Source organism: Klebsiella sp. JN_Kp127 (assembly GCF_040062505.1).
In the GTDB taxonomy this organism is placed as follows: domain Bacteria; phylum Pseudomonadota; class Gammaproteobacteria; order Enterobacterales; family Enterobacteriaceae; genus Klebsiella; species Klebsiella quasipneumoniae.
Window position 1 is genome coordinate 181,244 of the sequence record NZ_JBEAHS010000001.1, and the last position, 21,378, is coordinate 202,621.

At 57.6% G+C, this 21,378-nt stretch carries 16 protein-coding genes and 1 pseudogene; 12 read left to right on the forward strand and 5 right to left on the reverse strand.

Annotated elements, in window-relative coordinates; all coding sequences use genetic code 11:
• Window positions 1-153: 153 nt before the first annotated feature.
• Together ABLV04_RS00845 and cirA are read left to right on the forward strand one after the other, a co-directional pair.
• Window positions 154-1,623, forward strand: a complete 1,470-nt coding sequence (locus tag ABLV04_RS00845; RefSeq protein WP_023290447.1) for an amino acid permease — start codon at window positions 154-156, stop codon at window positions 1,621-1,623.
• A gap of 300 nt (window positions 1,624-1,923) precedes the next feature.
• Complete coding sequence (gene cirA, locus ABLV04_RS00850) at window positions 1,924-3,897, forward strand: catecholate siderophore receptor CirA (RefSeq protein ID WP_348815239.1); 1,974 nt, start codon at window positions 1,924-1,926, stop codon at window positions 3,895-3,897.
• Window positions 3,898-3,954: 57 nt separating this feature from the next.
• Here cirA and fghA read toward each other — a convergent pair whose 3' ends face one another.
• On the reverse strand, window positions 3,955-4,788 hold the full coding sequence (gene fghA, locus ABLV04_RS00855; RefSeq protein WP_147733360.1) for an S-formylglutathione hydrolase: 834 nt from the start codon (window positions 4,786-4,788) through the stop codon (window positions 3,955-3,957).
• A 360-nt stretch (window positions 4,789-5,148) separates the two neighbouring features.
• Here fghA and folE point away from each other — a divergent pair, with 360 nt between their 5' ends.
• The 6 genes from folE (at window position 5,149) to mglC (ending at window position 12,128) form a co-directional block, all read left to right on the forward strand.
• Window positions 5,149-5,817, forward strand: coding sequence for a GTP cyclohydrolase I FolE (gene folE, locus ABLV04_RS00860; RefSeq protein WP_023290444.1), 669 nt, complete (start codon window positions 5,149-5,151; stop codon window positions 5,815-5,817).
• A 15-nt stretch (window positions 5,818-5,832) separates the two neighbouring features.
• Entirely contained in the window at window positions 5,833-6,990 is a 1,158-nt protein-coding gene (gene yeiB, locus ABLV04_RS00865) for a DUF418 domain-containing protein YeiB (RefSeq protein WP_023290443.1), read from the forward strand.
• Window positions 6,991-7,145: 155 nt separating this feature from the next.
• A complete protein-coding gene (galS, locus tag ABLV04_RS00870) occupies window positions 7,146-8,168 on the forward strand; it encodes an HTH-type transcriptional regulator GalS (RefSeq protein WP_023290442.1) in 1,023 nt (340 codons plus the stop codon).
• Window positions 8,169-8,464: 296 nt separating this feature from the next.
• Complete coding sequence (gene mglB, locus ABLV04_RS00875) at window positions 8,465-9,463, forward strand: galactose/glucose ABC transporter substrate-binding protein MglB (RefSeq protein ID WP_023290441.1); 999 nt, start codon at window positions 8,465-8,467, stop codon at window positions 9,461-9,463.
• A 118-nt stretch (window positions 9,464-9,581) separates the two neighbouring features.
• Window positions 9,582-11,102, forward strand: a complete 1,521-nt coding sequence (mglA, locus tag ABLV04_RS00880; RefSeq protein ID WP_002912876.1) for a galactose/methyl galactoside ABC transporter ATP-binding protein MglA — start codon at window positions 9,582-9,584, stop codon at window positions 11,100-11,102.
• A 15-nt stretch (window positions 11,103-11,117) separates the two neighbouring features.
• Window positions 11,118-12,128: a galactose/methyl galactoside ABC transporter permease MglC gene (mglC, locus tag ABLV04_RS00885; RefSeq protein ID WP_002912871.1), complete on the forward strand. Its 1,011-nt coding sequence runs from the start codon at window positions 11,118-11,120 to the stop codon at window positions 12,126-12,128.
• 70 nt (window positions 12,129-12,198) lie between these two features.
• On the opposite strand, the gene sanA is transcribed toward mglC, so the two are convergent.
• From sanA to ABLV04_RS00905, 4 genes are all read right to left on the reverse strand, one after another.
• On the reverse strand, window positions 12,199-12,915 hold the full coding sequence (sanA, locus tag ABLV04_RS00890) for an outer membrane permeability protein SanA (RefSeq protein WP_004201624.1): 717 nt from the start codon (window positions 12,913-12,915) through the stop codon (window positions 12,199-12,201).
• A gap of 344 nt (window positions 12,916-13,259) precedes the next feature.
• Window positions 13,260-14,144 (reverse strand): cytidine deaminase, encoded by an 885-nt coding sequence (cdd, locus tag ABLV04_RS00895; RefSeq protein ID WP_048336202.1) that lies wholly within the window; start codon window positions 14,142-14,144, stop codon window positions 13,260-13,262.
• 128 nt (window positions 14,145-14,272) lie between these two features.
• Complete coding sequence (locus ABLV04_RS00900) at window positions 14,273-14,968, reverse strand: CidB/LrgB family autolysis modulator (protein WP_004201621.1); 696 nt, start codon at window positions 14,966-14,968, stop codon at window positions 14,273-14,275.
• Window positions 14,958-15,362: a CidA/LrgA family protein gene (locus ABLV04_RS00905; RefSeq protein ID WP_023290438.1), complete on the reverse strand. Its 405-nt coding sequence runs from the start codon at window positions 15,360-15,362 to the stop codon at window positions 14,958-14,960. Before ABLV04_RS00905 ends, ABLV04_RS00900 begins: the two co-directional genes overlap by 11 nt.
• A gap of 358 nt (window positions 15,363-15,720) precedes the next feature.
• Here ABLV04_RS00905 and dusC point away from each other — a divergent pair, with 358 nt between their 5' ends.
• The 4 genes and pseudogenes from dusC (at window position 15,721) to bglF (ending at window position 21,363) form a co-directional block, all read left to right on the forward strand.
• On the forward strand, window positions 15,721-16,653 hold the full coding sequence (gene dusC, locus ABLV04_RS00910; protein ID WP_023290437.1) for a tRNA dihydrouridine(16) synthase DusC: 933 nt from the start codon (window positions 15,721-15,723) through the stop codon (window positions 16,651-16,653).
• 355 nt (window positions 16,654-17,008) lie between these two features.
• Window positions 17,009-18,373, forward strand: coding sequence for a carbohydrate porin (locus tag ABLV04_RS00915; RefSeq protein WP_032453519.1), 1,365 nt, complete (start codon window positions 17,009-17,011; stop codon window positions 18,371-18,373).
• A 155-nt stretch (window positions 18,374-18,528) separates the two neighbouring features.
• Window positions 18,529-19,362, forward strand: a complete 834-nt coding sequence (gene bglG / locus ABLV04_RS00920) for a transcriptional antiterminator BglG (protein WP_147733358.1) — start codon at window positions 18,529-18,531, stop codon at window positions 19,360-19,362.
• A 29-nt stretch (window positions 19,363-19,391) separates the two neighbouring features.
• Window positions 19,392-21,363, forward strand: a pseudogene (bglF, locus tag ABLV04_RS00925) (PTS beta-glucoside transporter subunit IIABC).
• Window positions 21,364-21,378 lie beyond the last annotated feature (15 nt).

Here is a 21,378-nt window from a genome sequence, read left to right on the forward strand (position 1 = left end):
GGGGGGAATTTGCTGGCAATTCCGCAGGTTAGTGCTTTACTAATAATTTGCGGTCGATCATGAAGCTCTCTTATAACTTTGCATTTGTACCGGATGGAACCCCGATCGTCTGCTACAATCGCGCCTCATTTTTTGGATGGATAGCATTATCACATGGTTTCGGAAACTAAAACCACAGAAGCGCCCACGCTACGTCGTGAACTAAAGGCGCGCCACTTGACCATGATCGCCATCGGCGGTTCCATCGGTACGGGTCTTTTTGTTGCCTCTGGCGCAACGATTTCGCAAGCAGGTCCCGGCGGGGCGCTGCTGTCTTATATTCTGATCGGTCTGATGGTCTATTTCCTGATGACCAGCCTGGGCGAACTGGCGGCGTTTATGCCGGTGTCCGGTTCTTTCGCCACCTACGGGCAGAATTATGTTGAAGAGGGCTTCGGCTTCGCGCTGGGCTGGAACTACTGGTACAACTGGGCGGTAACGATCGCCGTTGACCTCGTGGCCTCGCAGCTGGTGATGAGCTACTGGTTCCCTGACACCCCAGGCTGGATCTGGAGCGCCTTGTTCCTCGGCATTATGTTCCTGCTGAACTGGATCTCGGTGCGCGGCTTTGGCGAGGCGGAATACTGGTTCTCGCTGATCAAAGTGGCCACCGTCATTATCTTTATCATCGTCGGCGTGATGATGATTGTCGGCATCTTCAAAGGGGCGCAGCCTGCCGGCTGGAGCAACTGGGGGATCGCGGATGCGCCGTTTGCCGGCGGCTTCTCGGCGATGATCGGCGTGGCGATGATTGTCGGCTTCTCCTTCCAGGGCACCGAGCTTATCGGTATTGCCGCCGGTGAGTCTGAGAACCCGGAAAAGAACATTCCGCGCGCGGTGCGCCAGGTCTTCTGGCGTATCCTGCTGTTCTATGTCTTCGCGATCCTGATTATCAGCCTGATCATTCCGTATACCGATCCGAGCCTGCTGCGCAACGACGTTAAAGATATCTCCGTCAGCCCGTTCACGCTGGTCTTCCAGCACGCCGGTCTGCTGTCGGCGGCGGCGATCATGAACGCCGTTATCCTGACGGCCGTTCTGTCGGCGGGTAACTCGGGGATGTACGCCTCTACGCGTATGCTGTATACCCTGGCCTGCGACGGCAAAGCGCCGCGCATTTTCTCGAAGCTGTCGCGTGGCGGCGTACCGCGCAACGCCCTGTATGCGACCACCGTTATCGCGGCGCTGTGCTTCCTGACTTCGATGTTCGGTAACCAGACGGTGTACCTGTGGCTGCTGAACACCTCGGGGATGACGGGCTTTATCGCCTGGCTGGGGATTGCCATCAGCCACTATCGTTTCCGTCGTGGCTTCGTCCTGCAGGGTAACGATATTAATAATCTGCCGTATCGTTCCGGGTTCTTCCCGCTGGGGCCGATCTTCGCCTTCGTGCTGTGCCTGATCATCACCCTCGGACAGAACTACGAAGCGTTCCTCAAGGACACCATTGACTGGGGCGGCGTGGCGGCGACCTACATCGGTATTCCGCTGTTCCTCGTCATCTGGTTTGGGTACAAACTGGCGAAAGGCACCCGCTTCGTTCGCTACAGCGAAATGACCTTCCCGGACCGCTTTAAGCGTTAATCTTCGCTATTGTGCGATAAAAGCCCTCTGAAAAGAGGGCTTTTTTTATGTCCACACGGTTACAGCCTGACACAATTCTTCATAATTAGATTGATAATAGAAATCATTATCTTTATCATTTCCGACCATTACGGATGAAGCCACTCCCCCGTCTCTGCCATGTGTACAGACTGACATCGGGCGACCAGCCACATCGACGAGAAAACAGCGCGAGTCTACCGCCGACAGAGCGGCAGGCCGCCAGCGCGTGTGAGCAGCACCTTTTTGTTTGTTTGGTTGTACACCTCATGGAGATTTGGAATGTTCAGGTTAAACCCTTTTATCCGGGCGGGATTGTCTGCGTCCGTCGTATCGTTGGCGTTTCCGGCCCTGGCCGATGTGAATGAAGAAACGCTGGTGGTGACCGCCTCGGCCACTGAACAGAGCGTCAAAGACGCACCGGCGAGCATCAGCGTCATCACCCAGCAGGATTTGCAGCGCAAGCCGGTGCAGAACCTGAAAGACGTACTGCGCGATGTGCCCGGGGTCCAGCTCACCAACGAAGGGGATAACCGCAAGGGCGTCAGCATTCGCGGTCTGAGCAGCAGCTATACCCTGATCCTTGTCGACGGGAAACGCGTCAACTCCCGGAACGCCGTCTTCCGCCACAATGACTTCGACCTGAACTGGATCCCGGTGGATGCCATCGAACGTATCGAGGTGGTGCGCGGCCCGATGTCCTCCCTGTACGGCTCCGATGCGCTCGGCGGCGTGGTCAACATTATTACCAAAAAAATCGGCCAGAAATGGACCGGGACGCTGAGCGCCGATACCACCATTCAGGAACACCGCGACCGCGGCGATACCTGGAACGGCCAGTTCTTCACCAGCGGCCCGCTGATCGACGGCGTGCTCGGGATGAAGGCCTACGGCAGCCTGGCGAAGCGCGCCAAGGACGATCCGCAGTCTTCCAGCAATGCCACCGGCGAAACGCCGCGCATCGAGGGCTTCACCAGCCGCGATGGCAATGTTGAATTCGCCTGGACGCCGAACGACAACCACGATTTCACCGCGGGCTATGGCTTTGACCGCCAGGATCGCGACTCCGATTCCCTTGACCGCAACCGCCTTGAGCGTGAGAACTACTCCCTGAGCCATAACGGCCGTTGGGAGATGGGCAACAGCGAGCTCAAGTTTTACGGCGAAAAGGTGGATAACAAAAATCCGGGGCAGAACGCCACCATCACCTCGGAAAGCAATGCCATCGACGGCAAGTATGTCCTGCCGCTGGACATGATTAACCAGCTGGTGACCTTCGGCGGCGAATGGCGCCACGACAAGCTGAAAGATCCGGTCAACCTGAGCAGCGGCGGCCAGTCGACCTCCGCCAGCCAGTACGCCCTGTTTATTGAAGACGAATGGCGCATCATCGAGCCGCTGGCGCTGACCACCGGCATTCGTATGGACGACCATCAGACCTATGGCGATCACTGGAGCCCGCGCGCCTATCTGGTGTATAACGCCACCGATACCGTCACCGTCAAAGGCGGCTGGGCGACGGCGTTTAAAGCCCCGTCGCTGCTGCAGCTTAACCCCGACTGGACCACCAACTCCTGCCGCGGCTCGTGCAGCATCATCGGTAACCCGGATCTGAAGCCGGAAACCAGCGAAAGCTTCGAGCTTGGTCTCTACTATCGTGGGGAAGAGGGCTGGCTGCAGGATGTTGAAGGCAGCATCACCACCTTCCAGAACAATGTCGACGATATGATTGATGTTCTGCGCACCTCCAGCGCCAGCGAAGCGCCGGGCTACCCGAACTTTGTCGGCTGGAAAACCGTCAACGGTAAGCGCGTGCCGATCTTCCGCTATTTCAACGTCAACAAAGCCCGCATCAAAGGGGTGGAGACCGAGGTGAAGATCCCGTTCGGCGATGAGTGGAAGCTGACGGTGAACTACACCTACAACGATGGTCGCGATCTGAGCAACGGCGGCGACAAACCGCTGCAGACGCTGCCGTTCCATACCGCCAACGGCACGCTTGACTGGAAACCGCTGGACGACTGGTCCTTCTACGTGACGGCCAACTATACCGGCCAGCAGCGCGCGGTGAGCGCCACCGGCAAAACGCCGGGCGGCTATACCCTGTTTGACGTCGGCGCGGCGTGGCAGGTCACCAAAAACGTGAAACTGCGCTCCGGGGTGCAGAACGTGGGCGATAAAGATCTCAACCGGGACGACTACAGCTATACCGAAGAGGGCCGTCGCTACTTTATGGCCGTGGATTATCGCTTCTGATCGTTGGCGCTTAACGATGGCCTGCGCCGCGACGTGGAGTCGCGGCGCAGGTTGCGTTTAGTTAAAGAGATGCTGCGCGTGGAAACGCAGATGGTCTTCGATAAACGAGGCAATAAAGTAGTAGCTATGATCGTAACCGGGCTGGATGCGCAGCGTTAACGGCCAGGCCTTCTGCCGCGCGACCTCCGCCAGTACCGCGGGCTGCAGCTGTCCGGCGAGGAACGGATCGTTATCGCCCTGATCGATAAGCGTCGGCACCGCGTCCGCCGGCTGGCTGGCCTGCATCAGGGCGCAGCTGTCCCAGGCGCGCCATGTCGATTCATCGGCGCCGAGATAGGCGGTAAACGCTTTCTTGCCCCACGGCACCTGGGAGGGATTGACGATTGGCGCGAAGGCGGAGACGCTGGCGTAGCGGCCGGGATTGGTGAGCGCCATGATAAGCGCGCCGTGACCGCCCATCGAGTGGCCGCTGATGGCGCAGCACTCGCCGACGGTAAACTCGCTGCGGATAAGCGCGGGCAGTTCGTCGCGCAGGTAATCGTACATCCGGTAGTGCGCCGCCCACGGCGCCTCGGTGGCGTTCAGGTAGAAGCCAGCGCCTTGCCCCAGATCGTAACCGTCATCGTTGGCCACCTCGTCACCGCGCGGGCTGGTATCCGGCATCACCAGCGCGATGCCCAGCGCGGCGGCAATGCGCTGAGCGCCCGCCTTGGTGGTAAAGTTTTCATCGTTACAGGTCAGCCCGGACAGCCAGTACAGCACCGGCGGCGGCGTTTCGCGCTCAGGCGGTAAAAAAATGCTGAACGTCATGGCGCAGTTCAGGACAGGGGAGTGATGACGCCAGCGTTGTTGCCGGCCGTCAAAACAGCGATGCTCTTCAAGCAGTTCCATGCAAGGCTCCTCGGAAGGGATGTGCGCGTAAACGTTCATAATACAGATATTTCATTAGCCGGTGAGCAACTTTCACTTTCTCCTTTTGAGAACTTACTGCATCATTAATGCAACTTATAGCCAACATGCCGGTGTAGCGATGGCGCTTATGGATGCGTACAGCGGTTGGATCATTCCGGATTCGGCGATAGGGATTTGGCGTCGCGCCTGAGGCGTGGCTTCGCGCCTTAATAAAAGGCAGCGCCAATTTCAATAATTATCGTTACGGCTACTGGATTCTGTGCGCCACCTCACGCACAATGAATACAAACTTTGCCCCCAGAAAAAGCAAAGAGCGCCACACCTGCAGGAGAAACCCAAATGTCATCACTGAGTAAAGAAGCCGTCCTCGTTCATGAAGCGCTGGTCGCTCGTGGGCTGGAGACGCCGATGCGTGCGCCAGTACAAGAAATTGATAACGAAACACGCAAGCGTTTGATTACCGGTCATATGACCGAGATTATGCAACTGCTGAATCTGGATCTGAGTGATGACAGTCTGATGGAGACCCCGCATCGCATCGCCAAAATGTATGTCGATGAGATCTTCTCCGGACTGGATTACTCCCGCTTCCCGAAAATCACCGTCATTGAAAACAAAATGAAGGTCGATGAAATGGTCACCGTGCGCGATATCACCCTGACCAGCACCTGCGAACACCACTTTGTCACCATCGATGGTAAAGCGACGGTAGCCTATATCCCGAAAGATTCGGTGATCGGCCTGTCGAAAATCAACCGCATCGTGCAGTTCTTCGCCCAGCGCCCGCAGGTCCAGGAGCGTCTCACGCAGCAGATCCTGATCGCGCTGCAGACGCTGCTCGGCACCAGCAACGTGGCGGTATCCATTGACGCGGTGCATTACTGCGTGAAAGCGCGCGGCATCCGCGACGCGACCAGCGCCACTACCACCACCTCCCTCGGTGGCCTGTTCAAATCCAGCCAGAATACCCGCCAGGAATTCCTGCGCGCAGTACGTCACCACAACTAAAACGGAGCAGGGTACATGGAGAGAAATGTCACGCTGGACTTTGTCCGCGGCGTCGCCATCCTCGGTATCCTGCTTCTCAATATCAGCGCCTTCGGCTTGCCGAAGGCCGCTTACCTCAATCCGGCCTGGTCAGGAAACGCGACCCTCAGCGACGCCTGGACCTGGGCGATCCTTGACCTGCTGGCGCAGGTGAAGTTTCTTACCCTGTTCGCGCTGCTGTTTGGCGCCGGTCTGCAGCTCCTGCTCCCGCGCGGTAAACGCTGGATCCAGTCGCGGCTGACCCTGCTGGCGCTGCTTGGTTTCATTCACGGTCTCTTCTTCTGGGATGGCGATATTCTGCTGGCCTACGCCCTGGTGGGGCTGGTGAGCTGGCGCATGGTGCGCGAGGCGCAGCATGTTAAATCGCTGTTTAACACCGGGGTGGTGCTCTACCTCACCGGTATTGCGGTGCTGGTCCTGCTGGGGATTATCTCGGGGACGGCCGCGAATCGCTCCTGGGTACCGGACGCGGCCAATCTGCAGTATGAGCAGTACTGGAAGCTGCACGGCGGCATGGAGGCGGTCAGCAACCGGGCGGATATGCTGTCGGACAATCTGTTGGCGCTCGGCGCGCAGTATGGCTGGCAGCTGGCGGGGATGATGCTGATAGGCGCGGCGCTGATGCGCAGCGGCTGGCTGAAAGGGCAGTTCAGCCAGCGTCACTATCGGCGCACCGGCGCGCTGCTGGTGCTAGCCGGGATGGCGGTGAATGTGCCGGCTATTGTCGCCCAGTGGTATCTGGCCTGGGACTATCGCTGGTGCGCGTTTTTACTGCAGGCGCCGCGTGAACTGAGCGCTCCGCTGCAGGCTATCGGCTATGCCTCGCTGGCCTGGGGCTACTGGCCGCAGCTCTGCCGTTTCCGCCTGGTGGGGGCTATCGCCTGCGTCGGACGCATGGCGCTGAGCAACTACCTGCTGCAGACTCTGATCTGCACCACCCTGTTTTATCATCTCGGGCTGTTTATGCGCTTCGATCGTCTGCAGCTGCTGGCCTTTGTTCCCCCCATCTGGGCCGTCAACCTCCTCGTGTCATCACTCTGGCTGCGCCGCTTCCGCCAGGGGCCGGTGGAATGGCTGTGGCGTCAGTTAACCCTGCGTGCGTCAGGGACATCATTGAAAGACACATCCAGATAACGATCTCGATCACAATCATAAACAAAACGGATGTAAACGTTTCCAGTCGTGTGACCTCACTCACGTAGCGGACCGCGGGTCGCTGCCAGAATAGCCTCCTTGCTGAGCACAGGAGGTGAATGTGACGTGCTGTAATTCTCTTAAGGTCGCTGAGTATGATCACCATTCGTGATGTCGCCCGCCAGGCGGGCGTATCCGTGGCCACCGTGTCGCGGGTGCTGAACAATAGCGCGCTGGTGAGTCCGGATACGCGCGACGTGGTGATGAAAGCGGTGACCCAGCTGGGCTACCGGCCCAACGCCAACGCCCAGGCGCTGGCCACCCAGGTCAGCGATACCATCGGCGTGGTGGTGATGGACGTCTCCGATGCCTTCTTCGGCGCGCTGGTGAAAGCGGTGGATACCGTCGCCCAGCAGCATCATAAGTATGTGCTGATCGGCAACAGCTATCACGAGGCGGAAAAAGAGCGCCATGCCATCGAGGTGCTGATCCGCCAGCGCTGCTCGGCGCTGATCGTCCATTCTAAAGCGCTCAGCGATGCTGAACTGAGCGACTTTATGCAACATATCCCGGGGATGGTGCTGATCAACCGCATCGTGCCGGGCTTTGCCCATCGCTGCGTCGGCCTCGACAACGTTAGCGGCGCGCTGATGGCTACGCGCATGCTGCTCAATCACGGCCACCAGCGCATCGGTTATCTCTCCTCCAATCACGGCATTGAAGACGACGATATGCGCCGGGAAGGGTGGAGCAAAGCGCTGCAGGAGCAGGGCATCATCGCCCCGGACAGCTGGGTCGGGTCCGGCTCCCCGGACATGCAGGGCGGCGAAGCGGCGATGGTCGAACTGCTGGGGCGGAATCTCGGCCTCACTGCGGTGTTCGCCTATAACGACAGCATGGCGGCCGGCGCGCTGACCACGCTGAAGGACAACGGCATTGTCGTGCCGCAGCATCTGTCGCTGATTGGCTTTGATGATATTCCTATTTCCCGTTACACCGATCCTCAGCTGACCACCGTGCGCTATCCGGTAATGTCGATGGCGAAGCTGGCCACTGAGCTGGCGCTGCTGGGGGCGGCCGGCAAGCTGGATCGCGAGGCGACGCACTGCTTTATGCCCACCCTGGTGCGCCGTCACTCCGTTGCCCAGCGGCAAACTGTGGGGCCGATCACTAACTGAAGCGGCGGCGGGATGTAACCGCTTTCAATTTGTGAGTAAATTCACAGTATATTAACATTCACCTGATTATGATGGCAGCGTTTACCAGTCTGAACCGCGAGGTGATGGGGAATCCTCACTTTCTTCAGTAGGAACAAGGCGTTAAACGAGTATTAGAGTCGTATTTTTCTGGAGCGTTACCCGACACGGAAGACCGAATTTTCGTCGTGAAATGCGTTGTGCGGTAACACTAATGCAACAAATCCCGCCCGCACTTTTTCACAAAAATGACCCTGCATAATAAAACCGGAGATTCCATGAATAAGAAGGTGTTTACCCTCTCTGCTGTAATGGCTGGTCTGTTATTTGGCGCCGCAGCACACGCAGCAGATACCCGTATCGGCGTGACGATTTATAAATATGACGACAACTTTATGTCGGTGGTGCGTAAGGCGATTGAAAAAGATGGCAAATCCGCGCCTGACGTCCAGCTGCTGATGAATGACTCGCAGAACGACCAGTCGAAACAAAACGATCAGATTGACGTGCTGCTGGCGAAAGGCGTGAAAGCCCTGGCGATCAACCTGGTTGACCCGGCTGCGGCGGGAACGGTCATCGAAAAAGCGCGCGGGCAGAACATTCCGGTGGTGTTCTTCAACAAAGAGCCTTCCCGTAAAGCGCTGGATAGCTATGACAAAGCTTATTACGTCGGTACCGACTCGAAAGAGTCCGGGATTATTCAGGGCGATCTGATCGCCAAGCACTGGAAAGCCAACCCGAACTGGGATCTGAATAAAGACGGCCAGATCCAGTACGTCCTGCTGAAAGGCGAGCCGGGCCATCCGGATGCGGAAGCGCGTACCACCTACGTTATCAAAGAGCTGAATGATAAAGGCCTGAAGACCCAGCAGCTGCAGATGGACACCGCCATGTGGGATACCGCCCAGGCGAAAGACAAAATGGACGCCTGGCTCTCCGGCCCGAATGCGAACAAGATTGAAGTGGTGATCGCTAACAACGACGCTATGGCTATGGGCGCGGTTGAAGCGCTGAAAGCGCACAACAAGAGCAGCATTCCGGTGTTCGGCGTGGATGCGCTGCCGGAAGCCCTGGCGCTGGTGAAATCCGGCGCGATGGCCGGTACCGTGCTGAATGATGCTAACAACCAGGCGAAAGCGACCTTCGATCTGGCGAAAAACCTGGCCGACGGAAAAGACGCTGCGGCAGGCACCAACTGGAAAATTGACAACAAGATTGTTCGCGTCCCCTATGTGGGCGTCGATAAAGACAACCTGAGCCAGTTTACCGGCAAATAATCGTGATGTGAGTTGCGGGCGTGGGTTATCCACGCCCGATTATTCCTGATACAGAACCAGACTCCTGCTGGCGTTATTGCGCCGGACGGGGCGTGCATGAACGCAGCCAGGTATAACTATGGTCAGCAATAATAGCGAACGGTCAGGCGAATATTTGTTGGAGATGAGCAACATCAACAAATCGTTTCCTGGCGTCAAGGCTCTTGATAATGTCAACCTGAAGGTTCGTCCGCACTCCATTCATGCGTTAATGGGTGAGAACGGCGCCGGTAAATCGACATTATTAAAATGCCTTTTTGGGATCTATCAAAAAGATTCCGGCAGCATTCTTTTTCAGGGAAAAGAGATCGATTTCCATTCGGCGAAAGAAGCCCTGGAAAACGGTATTTCGATGGTACATCAGGAATTAAACCTGGTCTTACAGCGTTCGGTCATGGACAACATGTGGCTCGGGCGTTATCCCACTAAAGGTATGTTTGTCGATCAGGACAAAATGTACCGGGACACCAAGGCCATATTTGATGAGCTGGATATTGATATCGACCCGCGCGCCCGCGTCGGTACCTTATCGGTATCCCAGATGCAGATGATTGAGATCGCCAAGGCGTTTTCCTATGACGCCAAAATCGTCATCATGGACGAGCCGACGTCCTCGCTGACGGAAAAAGAGGTCAACCATCTGTTTAAGATCATCCGCAAGCTGAAAGATCGCGGCTGCGGTATCGTCTATATCTCGCACAAAATGGAAGAGATTTTCCAGCTGTGCGATGAAATTACCATCCTTCGCGACGGCCAGTGGATCGCCACCCAGCCGCTGGAAGGGCTGGATATGGACAAGATCATCGCCATGATGGTCGGGCGTTCGCTCAACCAGCGCTTTCCGGATCGCGAAAACACCCCGGGAGAAGTGATCCTCCAGGTGCGCAATCTTACCTCCCTGCGCCAGCCGTCCATTCGCGATGTCTCCTTCGATCTGCATAAGGGCGAAATTCTCGGTATCGCCGGTCTGGTGGGCGCGAAGCGGACCGACATCGTGGAGACCCTGTTCGGGATCCGTGAGAAGGCCAGCGGCACCATCACCCTGCACGGGAAGAAGATCAACAACCACAGCGCCAATGAGGCGATTAACCACGGTTTTGCGCTGGTGACCGAGGAGCGGCGCTCCACCGGGATTTACGCCTATCTGGATATCGGTTTTAACTCGCTGATCTCCAATATTAAGAAATATAAAAACAGCGTCGGCTTGCTGGATAACTCGCGGATGAAGAGCGATACCCAATGGGTCATTGACTCTATGCGCGTTAAAACCCCCGGCCAGCATACGCAGATTGGTTCGCTTTCCGGTGGTAACCAGCAAAAGGTCATTATTGGCCGCTGGCTGCTGACCCAGCCGGAGATCCTGATGCTGGACGAGCCGACGCGCGGTATCGACGTCGGCGCCAAATTCGAGATCTATCAGCTGATTGCCGAGCTGGCTAAAAAAGATAAAGGGATCATTATTATTTCCTCCGAAATGCCGGAACTGCTGGGGATTACCGACCGCATTCTGGTGATGAGCAACGGCCTGGTCGCGGGCATTGTTGAGACTAAAACCACCACGCAAAACGAAATACTGCGTCTTGCGTCATTGCACCTTTAAGATCAGGGGCTTCACATGAGTGCGTTAAATAAAAAGAGTTTTCTCACTTACCTGAAAGAGGGTGGGATATATGTCGTCCTTCTGGTCCTGTTGGCCATTATTATTTTCCAGGATCCGACATTTTTAAGTCTGCTCAACCTGAGTAATATTCTGACCCAGTCCTCGGTGCGTATTATTATTGCCCTCGGGGTGGCCGGACTGATCGTCACGCAGGGCACCGACCTCTCCGCCGGCCGTCAGGTGGGACTGGCGGCGGTGATTGCCGCGACCATGCTGCAGGCGGTGGATAATGCCAACAAGGTGTTCCCGGATATGGCGACTATGCCGATCCCGCTGGTCATCCTGCTGGTATGCGCCATCGGGGCGGTCATCGGCCTGATTAACGGGATCGTCATTGCCTATCTGAACGTGACGCCGTTTATTACCACCCTTGGGACCATGATCATCGTCTACGGCATTAACTCGCTGTACTACGACTTCGTGGGCGCGTCGCCGATCTCCGGCTTCGACAGCCATTTCTCCCATTTCGCGCAGGGGTTTGTGGCGCTGGGCTCGTTCCGCCTGTCCTACATCACCTTCTACGCGCTGATTGCCGTCTTCTTTGTCTGGATCCTGTGGAACAAGACGCGCTTTGGCAAAAACATCTTCGCTATCGGCGGTAACCCGGAAGCGGCGAAGGTCTCCGGGGTCAACGTAGCGTTGAACCTGCTGATGATTTACGCCCTCTCCGGCGTGTTCTACGCCTTCGGCGGCCTGCTGGAAGCCGGTCGTATCGGCTCGGCGACCAATAACCTCGGCTTTATGTACGAACTGGACGCCATCGCCGCCTGCGTGGTGGGCGGCGTATCGTTCAGCGGCGGGGTAGGGACCGTATTCGGCGTGGTGACCGGGGTGATTATCTTCACCGTGATCAACTACGGCCTGACCTATATCGGCGTTAACCCTTACTGGCAGTACATCATTAAGGGGGCGATCATTATCTTCGCCGTGGCGCTGGATTCCCTGAAATACGCCCGTAAGAAGTAATTTTTGCCTGAGTAAAAACCCGCGCCTGGCGCGGGTTTTTTTATACCTGAAACGGATGCGTTGATGGAGGCTACTTTTCTTTCTGCAGCTCCAGTAGCTGCTCCGGGGTGACCGCCGGGTAGGACTGGGCGTCATCCGGCACGTCGTGCTGCTGCGCCGGAATCGGAATTAAAGGACCGAGGAAGCGCGGTTCCCGTTTGAAGATGTAGAGGTCCGCCAGCGCGCCGAAGCGGGCGCCGAATTCGCGCAGCCGCACGCTCCACATATCCTTCGGCGACGGCACCGCGTAGCACTGAGCCTGGATCCCCATATGCAGGGCGATAAACAGCGCCCGTTCGCAGTGGAAGCGTTGGGTGATGATAATGAAGTCGTTGGTGTCGAACACTTTGCGGGTGCGAACGATCGAGTCGAGCGTGCGGAAACCGGCATAGTCCAGCACGATATCCGCCGGATCGACGCCGCCTTTAATCAGGTCCCGGCGCATAGTCATCGGTTCATTGTAGCTTTGCAGGGCGTTATCCCCGCTCAACAGCAGATAGTTGACCTTGCCGCTGTTGTAGGCGTTGAGCGCGCCCTGGATGCGGTAGCGGTAATACTGATTGATCACCCCGGTGCGGTAGTATTTAGCGGTGCCCAGCACCACGCCGACCTGGCGGTAGGGGAGGTCCTGCAGCTCGTCATAGATATAGGGCGCGGTTTTCCAGCTCATCCAGCGGTCAAGACCCAGCACGGTCAACAGCAGCAGGCCGAGCAGGACTAACAGGCTGTAGAACACACGCTTTAACATGAACTTGGCTCAATAATAGACAACGGAGTCTTCAGGCTACTTTACCCGCCGGGTAAGCGCAAGAAACCCGCGTTTAATTGCGGGGATTTTCAGCAATATGAGCCGATCGCCGATCCCAGACCGGGCAAGGCGTAGCCGCAACCTGTTCTCCGGCCCTCCGTAACGTCTCAGCGACTTTGAGGCCGTCAGGTCGGCAGTTTCAGCAGCCATAGCGATCTTCAGCTCGCAATGGCGCGAACGGTAGGTCGGGTTAGCGGAGCGCCACCCGACAACATAACGGCATAAAAGGTCGGCCGGATTAGACGAAACCGCCATCCGGCCATCTGCTCAGGCGCGCAGGCTGATTAACCTAACAGCACGCGCTCGATATTGTGGCAGCCCAGCGCCTTCAGGGTGGCGACGGTGGCGTCCCACTGAATCAGCGCCGCATCGGCTTTCTCCGCCAGGATCGCCCGCTGGATGTCCGGATAATCATAGCCGTTGAGGCTGAGGAGATTCAGCGCCCCCTGCAGCGGCGGCAGCGTCGGGTTGAACGCCGCGTTTTCCGCATAGCTGCCGCTGAAAAGGGTGCCATCTTTCAGCTCCAGCGCTACGCCGGAAGGCGAGTGGCTGTACGGCGCGTGGCAGCGGTTAGCGGCCTCAATCGCCGCCTGGGACAGGGCATCGCCGCTGACCGGGAAGCCGTGGTTCTGGTGGTCCATCAGCAGGGTTTTGATCTCCAGGTCTTTCGGGCCGAAGGCATCCGGCAGATAGTGCTGCAGCGCATGGGCTTCGCGACCGGGCAGATGAATGCGCAGCGCCAGTCCGCTGTTCAGTTCGTTCATAAACTGACGGCAATGGCCGCACGGCGTGTAGTTCACCGTGATAGCGCGCAGGGAGGTTTCACCGCGCAGCCAGGCGTGGCTGATGGCGCTCTGCTCCGCATGGACGGTCTGCTGCATGGTGGCGCCGAGAAACTCCATGTTGCCGCCAAAGTACCAGCGGCCGCTGACGCCGCGGGCGATAGCCCCGACGTTAAAGTGGGAAAGGTCGGCGCGCGCGCAGGCGGCGGCCAGCGGCAGTAGCGCAAAGGCCAGCGCGTCTTCGTCCAGACCTGTCGCCTGTTGCAGCATCGCCACCTGATCGGCTTCGAGCAGCGCCGGGAAGTGCGGGTCGGCGAGCATCGGGGCGATGGCCGCCTGCAGGTCTGCTGCCAGAGTCGTCAAAGCAGCTTGAAAACGTGAGTGCATAGCGTTGCCTCATAACAGTGTAATGGGAAACCAGTGTACGGGCGTCAAGGGGTTTCAAATGTGATTTACGTCTCATTGCTAATGCAACTTTTCATTGTTGCATTGATAAATGTGATTTGAATCACATTTCATCCCACTACCGCAAGGATCAGCGGGAATAAAAACGGCGCCATCAACGAAGTGATGATCCCGCACAGCACCAGCGCCAGCGAGCTGAACGCCCCTTCCTGATAGTCCAGTTCCGCACAGCGCGCGGTACCGAGGGCGTGCGAGGCGGTGCCCATCGACAGGCCGCGCGACGCTTTAGTGCGAATACGCATCAGGTTGAGCAGGGTATGGCCGAATACCGCGCCAAGGATGCCGACAAAAATCACGCACACGGCGCTGATGGCCGGGATGCCGCCGATACTGCCGCTTACCGCCATGGCAATCGGCGTGGTCACCGATTTGGGCAGAACAGAGGCGGCGATCTGCGGTGTGGCGCCCATCAGCAGGGCCACGGTGGTGCCGGTGATCATCGCCACGCAGCTGCCGATAAAGCAGATGGTGATGATCGATTTCCAGCGCGCGCGGATCTGGTGCAGCTGTTCATACAGCGGGAAAGCCAGCGCGACCACCGCTGGCTGCAGCAGATCGTTCAGGATCTTGCTGCCGGCAAAGTAACGCTCATAGGAGATCCCGGTCAGCAGCAGAAACGGGATTATCACTACCATCGCCACCAGCAGCGGGTTGAGTAGCGGGAACTTAAAGCGGGCCGCCAGTTTGCGGGCGAGGAAAAAGACGATCAGGGTTAGCGGCAGCGACCACCAGATTTCATGCATCATTTTTCTTTTCCTTTTGCCCAATCACTTTGCGTTCGCCATGCACCAGGTGAGAGCTCCAGCTCACCACCACAAACACCACCAGCGTGCTGATGGCGCAGGAGATGACGACCGGCCCCAGCTGGGCGCGCAGCAGATCCCAGTACTGCATCACGCCGACGCCGATCGGCACGAACAGCAGCGCCATATAGCGGATCAGGATATTGCAGCCGGGGTTGACCCACTGCGGCGGCATAATTTGCAGCGCCAGCAGCACGAAGAGGATCAGCATGCCGATGATGCTGCCGGGAATGGTGATGGGCAGCAGCCCGGCGATAAATATTCCGGCGTATAAGCAGGCGTAAATCAGGACGAAAGCCCGCAGGTAGTGCCAGATAATAGTCAGCGATTTACTCATGGTAATAACCCTTGATGAAGTGCATTCATCATACAATTAATCCCTAAAATGTGCTACCGATCACATCATGAATTCTATGCATAGCGCTGATAGCGTACGGGAACAATAGCCTCTCCCGGCAGGACCTGACAGCTCGCAGCTTTGGGTATATCGGGTCCCACGCTACCTTTTTGGAAGAGAAGCGGCAAATGAAGGCGGTATGAGATGCCGCAGACTCCTGTAAAGCATAGAGATTATCTCCTCGCTTTGCCGCATTCGCCGAATGGGGAATGGCGTACGACAGGCGGGACGCATTGAGCACTTTCAACCAACGCCCGGAGGCGCTACCATAGCGCCTCTTTTTTTTCCGGGTAACGATATGCGTGTACTACTGGCGCCGATGGAAGGCGTGCTCGATTCGCTGGTGCGCGAGCTGCTGACCGAAGTGAACGATTACGATCTGTGCATCACCGAGTTTCTGCGGGTGGTGGATCAATTGCTGCCGGTTAAATCGTTCTACAGGCTGTGCCCGGAACTGCATCATCAAAGCCGCACCCCGTCCGGTACCCGCGTGCGCGTCCAGCTGCTGGGGCAATATCCCGAGTGGCTGGCGGAAAACGCCGCCCGCGCGGTGGCGCTGGGCTCGTGGGGCGTCGATTTAAACTGCGGCTGTCCGTCGAAGCTGGTGAACGGCAGCGGCGGCGGGGCGACGCTGCTGAAAGACCCGGAGCTTATCTATCGCGGCGCGAAGGCGATGCGCGAGGCGGTGCCCGGTCATCTGCCGGTGACGGTGAAAGTTCGTCTCGGCTGGGACAGCGGCGAACGGCGCTTTGAAATCGCCGACGCGGTGCAGCAGGCGGGGGCCAGCGAGCTGGTGGTCCACGGCCGCACCAAAGAAGATGGCTACAAAGCGGAGCGCATCAACTGGCAGGCCATCGGCGAGATCCGCCGGCGCCTGACCATTCCGGTAGTCGCCAACGGCGAAATCTGGGACTGGCAAAGCGCTCAGGACTGTATGGCCGTCACCGGCTGCGATTCGGTGATGATTGGCCGCGGGGCGCTCAACGTACCGAACCTCAGCCGGGTGATCAAATATAACGAACCGCGCATGCCGTGGCCGCAGGTGGTTCAGCTGTTGCAAAAATATACCCGTCTGGAAAAACAGGGCGATACCGGCCTGTATCATGTGGCGAGAATTAAGCAGTGGCTGGGCTATTTACGCAAGGAATATACCGAGGCGCTGACGCTGTTTAATGAAATTCGCGCCCTGCAAACCTCTGCTGAAATAGCGGCGGCGATCGCCCGCTATTAAGCGCCATATTGTTATTCGCTTCACATATTATTACTTGTCTGCCTATTGATGATAGGCATGAGTGAAATAAAGTGATACTGTGCGGTCAATCAATTCAGGATTGCTACTGAACGCAGGCAAAACCTAAGCACTTCCGTCATTCGTGGCGGCAAGTGCTTAGGTTTTTTTTTGGCCAAAATTTAACGGTGGGTAAATGATGACGTAAAACAAGAGATTGTCATTCATCTTTTCTCTGGCACGGTCGCGGTTTTATTACCGAAGGAGGCCCCTGCCATTCATTTTTTAAAAAAGAAAACAGGTAAATAAATAGCCTGGGGATCCCCTTTGTTTTTATTCAGTCACGGTGGAGATCACAATGTATAACAAAAAAATAAATCAGCTTTTTATCGGCGCGGCGCTGGCGGCGATGGCGCCCGTCGTGAACGCGGCGCAAACCCCGGCGTGGAACGGCAGCGTGCTGGGGTTTGAAGCCGGACAGCCAGGGCTGCTGGGCGATATGCTGGGTATTCGTCCAATCCTTGAAGAGAACGGCTTTCATTATAATCTCGGCTATCTTAACGAGATGGCCTACAACGCCGGCGGTGGTTATAACCACGATAAACATCTGGCCTATATTGACCAGGTGTCGTTGACCTTTACCCAGGATCTGGAGCGCTGGACCGGCATACCGGACGCCCGTCTCGAGGGCAACATCGTCAACCGCAACCACGATGATAACCTCACCACGAAACGGCTGCAGGATCCGCGGGTCAGCTTCAACGATCTGTCGCAGGAGAGCTGGGGCGGCGGGTCAATCACCCGTCTCGGCTGGCTGACCTTCGCCCGCAGCTTTGACGACCGTCGCCTGACCTGGCGCATCGGCATGATGAACAAGGTGCAAACCTTCGACCAGATCATTCCCTGCGATTTCCAGCTGTTGACCCAGTGCGGCGGCAAATCGGCCAACTCGCTGACCTGGAATAACTGGAACATCCACACCTGGGGCACCACCCTGGAGTACAAGCTGACGCCGACGGTGACCCTCAAAGGCGGGGTGATGGAGCAAAACCCGCAGGCCGCCTCGCGCAGCCATGCCTGGAGCTGGTCGACGAAGGGCAGCAAAGGCATTTTACTGCCGATGGAGATCGAAACCCGTCCGCTGATGAATGGCCTGCCGGGAGCCTATAACCTCGGCGTGGTCTGGACTAACGCGCCGCAAAGCGACCTCTACAGCGGCAAATCCGGCGGCGCCGGGGCGACGGACCCGCAGGGCTACGCCGAGCACGACAGCACCTGGTTTATGTACGCCGGCCTGAACCAGCAGATTACCCGCCACGCCGACGATCCGCTGCGGGGAATGAGCGTCTCGCTGAGCGGCAGCCTCAGCGACCAGCGCAGCAACTATATCCACTCCGCCGTCGCCGCCTCGATGCGTTACCGCGGGCTGTTTGACGCCCGTCCGGAGGACTGGATCGGCTTCGGCCTGACGTGGATCGACATGAGCAGCCACTACGCGCGCAATCAGCGCTATATGAACCAGCTCAGCGGCGCCGCCGACTATAACGATCCGGCCTGGCAGCCGGTGGCCGGCCACTCGCTGAACGGCGAACTCTATTATCGCTTCCGTCCGGTCTCCTGGCTGGAGCTGCAGCCGGGCCTGCAGTACTGGCACCGTCCGGGCGGCGTTGCGCAGACCCAGGACGCGTGGGTGGTGGAGTGGAAAACCGTCGTGACCTTCTGATAGTCGCGATCTTAATCACGTTTTTTCACTTGTCAGGTTGAGCGCGCAGCAGAAGTTGTTACAGTGCTGGCGTTGGATTGCAACTGCTGCGGCAGGCAAAACCTGATTACCTGGCGTTTCGTCGGGGGTCAGGTTTTTTTGTTTCTGGGGTCAATATGCAAATCGCCAAAGTACTCAATAACAATGTGGTGGTGGTTCTTGACGAACACCAGCGCGAACAGGTGGTGATGGGGCGAGGGCTGGCCTTTCAGAAACGCCCGGGCGACGCGCTGGACGACAGCAAAATTGAAAAAGTCTTCGCCTTACAAAGCGATGAACTGGTCGGCCGCTTAGGTGAACTGCTCAGTCAGATTCCGTTAGAAGTGATGACCACCTGCGATCGCATTATCGACCTGGCGCGCGGGCGGTTGGGCAAGTTACAGGAAAGTTTGTACATCACGTTAACGGATCACTGTCACTTTGCTATCGAGCGGCAGAAAAAGGGCATCGCACTGCGTAACGTGCTGCTGTGGGAGATCAAGCGGCTCTATCCGAAGGAGTTCGCGCTGGGCCAGGAGGCAAGGGCCATTATTGGCAAACGGCTCGGCGTGGCGCTGGCGGAGGATGAAGCCGGATTTATCGCCCTCCATCTGGTGACGGCGCAGCTCAACAGCGAAATGCCGGAGGTCATGCACGTGACCCGGGTGATGCAGGAGATCCTGCAGCTGGTGAAGTATCAGCTGCATCTGAAATACGACGAGGAGTCGCTGAGCTATCAGCGTTTCGTCACCCACCTGAAGTTTTTCGCCCAGCGGATGCTGACCCGCACGGTGGTGGAAGATGACGACGTCTCGCTGCACAGCGCGGTGAAAGACAACTACGCCAAAGCGTGGAAGTGCGCGGAAACGGTGGCGACGCATCTGCAAAAGCAGTATCAGCGGGCGCTGACCACCGAAGAAATTATGTTTCTTGCCATTCATATTGAACGGGTAAGAAAAGAGGGACGCTAAGTCTCCCGACAAAACTGGATTGTTACTGCATGATGCAGGCAAAACCTGAGCGCGACGCCTACCGGCGTGGTTCTCGGGTTTTTTTTATTTTTACTACTCAGTCGCCGGTTGTCTGCGGGCAGCGGCAGTAAGGAAAAGAGCATGGAATATAAAGCACTCGCGCAGGATATTCTCCGCCGCGTCGGCGGCAAAGAGAACATTGTGAGTCTGGTTCACTGTGCGACACGTCTGCGTTTTAAGCTGAAAGATAACGGCAAAGCCGATGCCGAAGGGCTGAAGGCCAACCCGGGCGTCATTATGGTGGTGGAGAGCGGCGGCCAGTTTCAGGTGGTGATTGGCAACCACGTTCACGACGTCTGGCTGGCGGTGCGTCAGGAGGCAGGGTTAAGCGACGACAGCGAACCGGTGGCGGAAAGCGTTGAAAAAGGGTCGCTGCTGGGGCAGATCATCGATGTCGTGTCGGGAATTTTCACGCCGTTTATCGGCGTGCTGGCGGCCTCCGGTATCCTGAAAGGGATGCTGGCGCTGGCGGTCGTCTGCGGTTGGCTGACCCCACAACAGGGAACCTATAAAATCTGGTTTGCCGCCAGCGACGCGCTGTTCTTTTTCTTCCCGCTGTTTCTCGGCTACACCGCCGGTAAAAAATTTGGCGGTAACCCGTTTGTCTCGATGGTGATCGGCGGGGCGTTAACCCACCCGCTGATGATTCAGGCCTTTGAGGCCAGCCAGGCGCCGGGCGCGGCGGTGGAGCACTTTCTCGGCATCCCGGTGACCTTTATTAATTACAGCTCATCGGTGATCCCGATTATTCTCGCCTCATGGGTCTGCTGCTGGCTGGAGCGCAAGAGCAACGCGCTGCTGCCGTCATCGATGAAAAACTTTTTTACGCCGGCGATTTGTCTCGCCGTTGTGGTTCCGCTGACGTTTCTGCTGATTGGCCCTCTGGCGACCTGGCTCAGTCATCTGTTGGCCCAGGGGTATCAGATTATCTACGCGGTGGCGCCGTGGCTGGCGGGAGCGGCGATGGGCGCGCTGTGGCAGGTTTGTGTGATCTTCGGCCTGCATTGGGGACTGATTCCGCTGATGATTAACAATCTGACGGTGCTTGGCCATGATTCCATGCTGCCCATGCTGCTGCCGGCCGTTATGGGGCAGGTCGGCGCGGTGCTGGGTATTTTGCTGAAAACCCGCGATGCCCGTCAGAAAGTGCTGGCCGGTTCTGCGTTTTCAGCGGGCATCTTCGGCATTACCGAGCCCGCTATCTATGGCTTAACATTGCCGCTGCGCCGGCCGTTTATCTTCGGCTGCGTGGCGGGCGCCATCGGCGGCGCTATTGTGGGTTTCAGTAATGCTAACGTCTATTCATTCGGCTTCGGGAACATTTTTACCGTGGCGCAAATGATCCCGCCCCAAGGGCTTGATAGCACCGTTTGGGGCGGCATAGTGGGCATCTTCGCGGCGTTGATTATCTCCTGTGGCTTAACTTTCTTCGCCGGCCTGCCGCGCGCCAGCGCCGCGCCGGGCGCCGTGGCGGTAGCGCCGGTCTCGGCAAACGACATTCTGGCGCCGATGAGCGGCAGCGTCATCGCCCTCGATCAGGTGCCGGACAGCACCTTCGCCAGCGGCCTGCTGGGGAATGGGGTCGCCATTATCCCGGCGGTAGGCAAAGTCATCGCCCCGTTCACCGGCGAAGTGGCCTCTCTGTTTCAGACCAAACACGCCATCGGCCTGCAGAGCGACAGCGGCATTGAGCTGCTGATCCACGTCGGCATCGACACGGTCAAACTCGACGGCGTGCCGTTTACCGCGCATGTGAAAGAGGGTGACAGAGTTCAGGCCGGCGATCTGCTGATTGAGTTCGATCGTCAGGCAATTCTGGACGCCGGTTACGACCTGGCGACCCCGATTATTATCAGCAACAGCGATGACTATCGTGAGATCGACACGGTGGCGCCCAGCGCCGTCGAAGCCGGTCAGCCGCTGTTGTCAGTCAGCCATTAATCACAGGAGAGAGAG

Excerpts from the sequence above, each read along its gene's own strand:
- mglB (WP_023290441.1), top strand. The coding sequence starts at position 8,465 with ATGAATAAGAAGGTGTTTACCCTCTCTGCTGTAATGGCTGGTCTGTTA.
- bglG (WP_147733358.1), top strand. The coding sequence starts at position 18,529 with ATGCAAATCGCCAAAGTACTCAATAACAATGTGGTGGTGGTTCTTGAC.
- ABLV04_RS00915 (WP_032453519.1), top strand. The coding sequence starts at position 17,009 with ATGTATAACAAAAAAATAAATCAGCTTTTTATCGGCGCGGCGCTGGCG.
- mglC (WP_002912871.1), top strand. The coding sequence starts at position 11,118 with ATGAGTGCGTTAAATAAAAAGAGTTTTCTCACTTACCTGAAAGAGGGT.
- cdd (WP_048336202.1), bottom strand. The coding sequence starts at position 14,144 with ATGCACTCACGTTTTCAAGCTGCTTTGACGACTCTGGCAGCAGACCTG.
- folE (WP_023290444.1), top strand. The coding sequence starts at position 5,149 with ATGTCATCACTGAGTAAAGAAGCCGTCCTCGTTCATGAAGCGCTGGTC.
- fghA (WP_147733360.1), bottom strand. The coding sequence starts at position 4,788 with ATGGAACTGCTTGAAGAGCATCGCTGTTTTGACGGCCGGCAACAACGC.
- dusC (WP_023290437.1), top strand. The coding sequence starts at position 15,721 with ATGCGTGTACTACTGGCGCCGATGGAAGGCGTGCTCGATTCGCTGGTG.
- mglA (WP_002912876.1), top strand. The coding sequence starts at position 9,582 with ATGGTCAGCAATAATAGCGAACGGTCAGGCGAATATTTGTTGGAGATG.
- ABLV04_RS00845 (WP_023290447.1), top strand. The coding sequence starts at position 154 with ATGGTTTCGGAAACTAAAACCACAGAAGCGCCCACGCTACGTCGTGAA.
- yeiB (WP_023290443.1), top strand. The coding sequence starts at position 5,833 with ATGGAGAGAAATGTCACGCTGGACTTTGTCCGCGGCGTCGCCATCCTC.
- galS (WP_023290442.1), top strand. The coding sequence starts at position 7,146 with ATGATCACCATTCGTGATGTCGCCCGCCAGGCGGGCGTATCCGTGGCC.
- cirA (WP_348815239.1), top strand. The coding sequence starts at position 1,924 with ATGTTCAGGTTAAACCCTTTTATCCGGGCGGGATTGTCTGCGTCCGTC.
- ABLV04_RS00900 (WP_004201621.1), bottom strand. The coding sequence starts at position 14,968 with ATGATGCATGAAATCTGGTGGTCGCTGCCGCTAACCCTGATCGTCTTT.
- sanA (WP_004201624.1), bottom strand. The coding sequence starts at position 12,915 with ATGTTAAAGCGTGTGTTCTACAGCCTGTTAGTCCTGCTCGGCCTGCTG.
- ABLV04_RS00905 (WP_023290438.1), bottom strand. The coding sequence starts at position 15,362 with ATGAGTAAATCGCTGACTATTATCTGGCACTACCTGCGGGCTTTCGTC.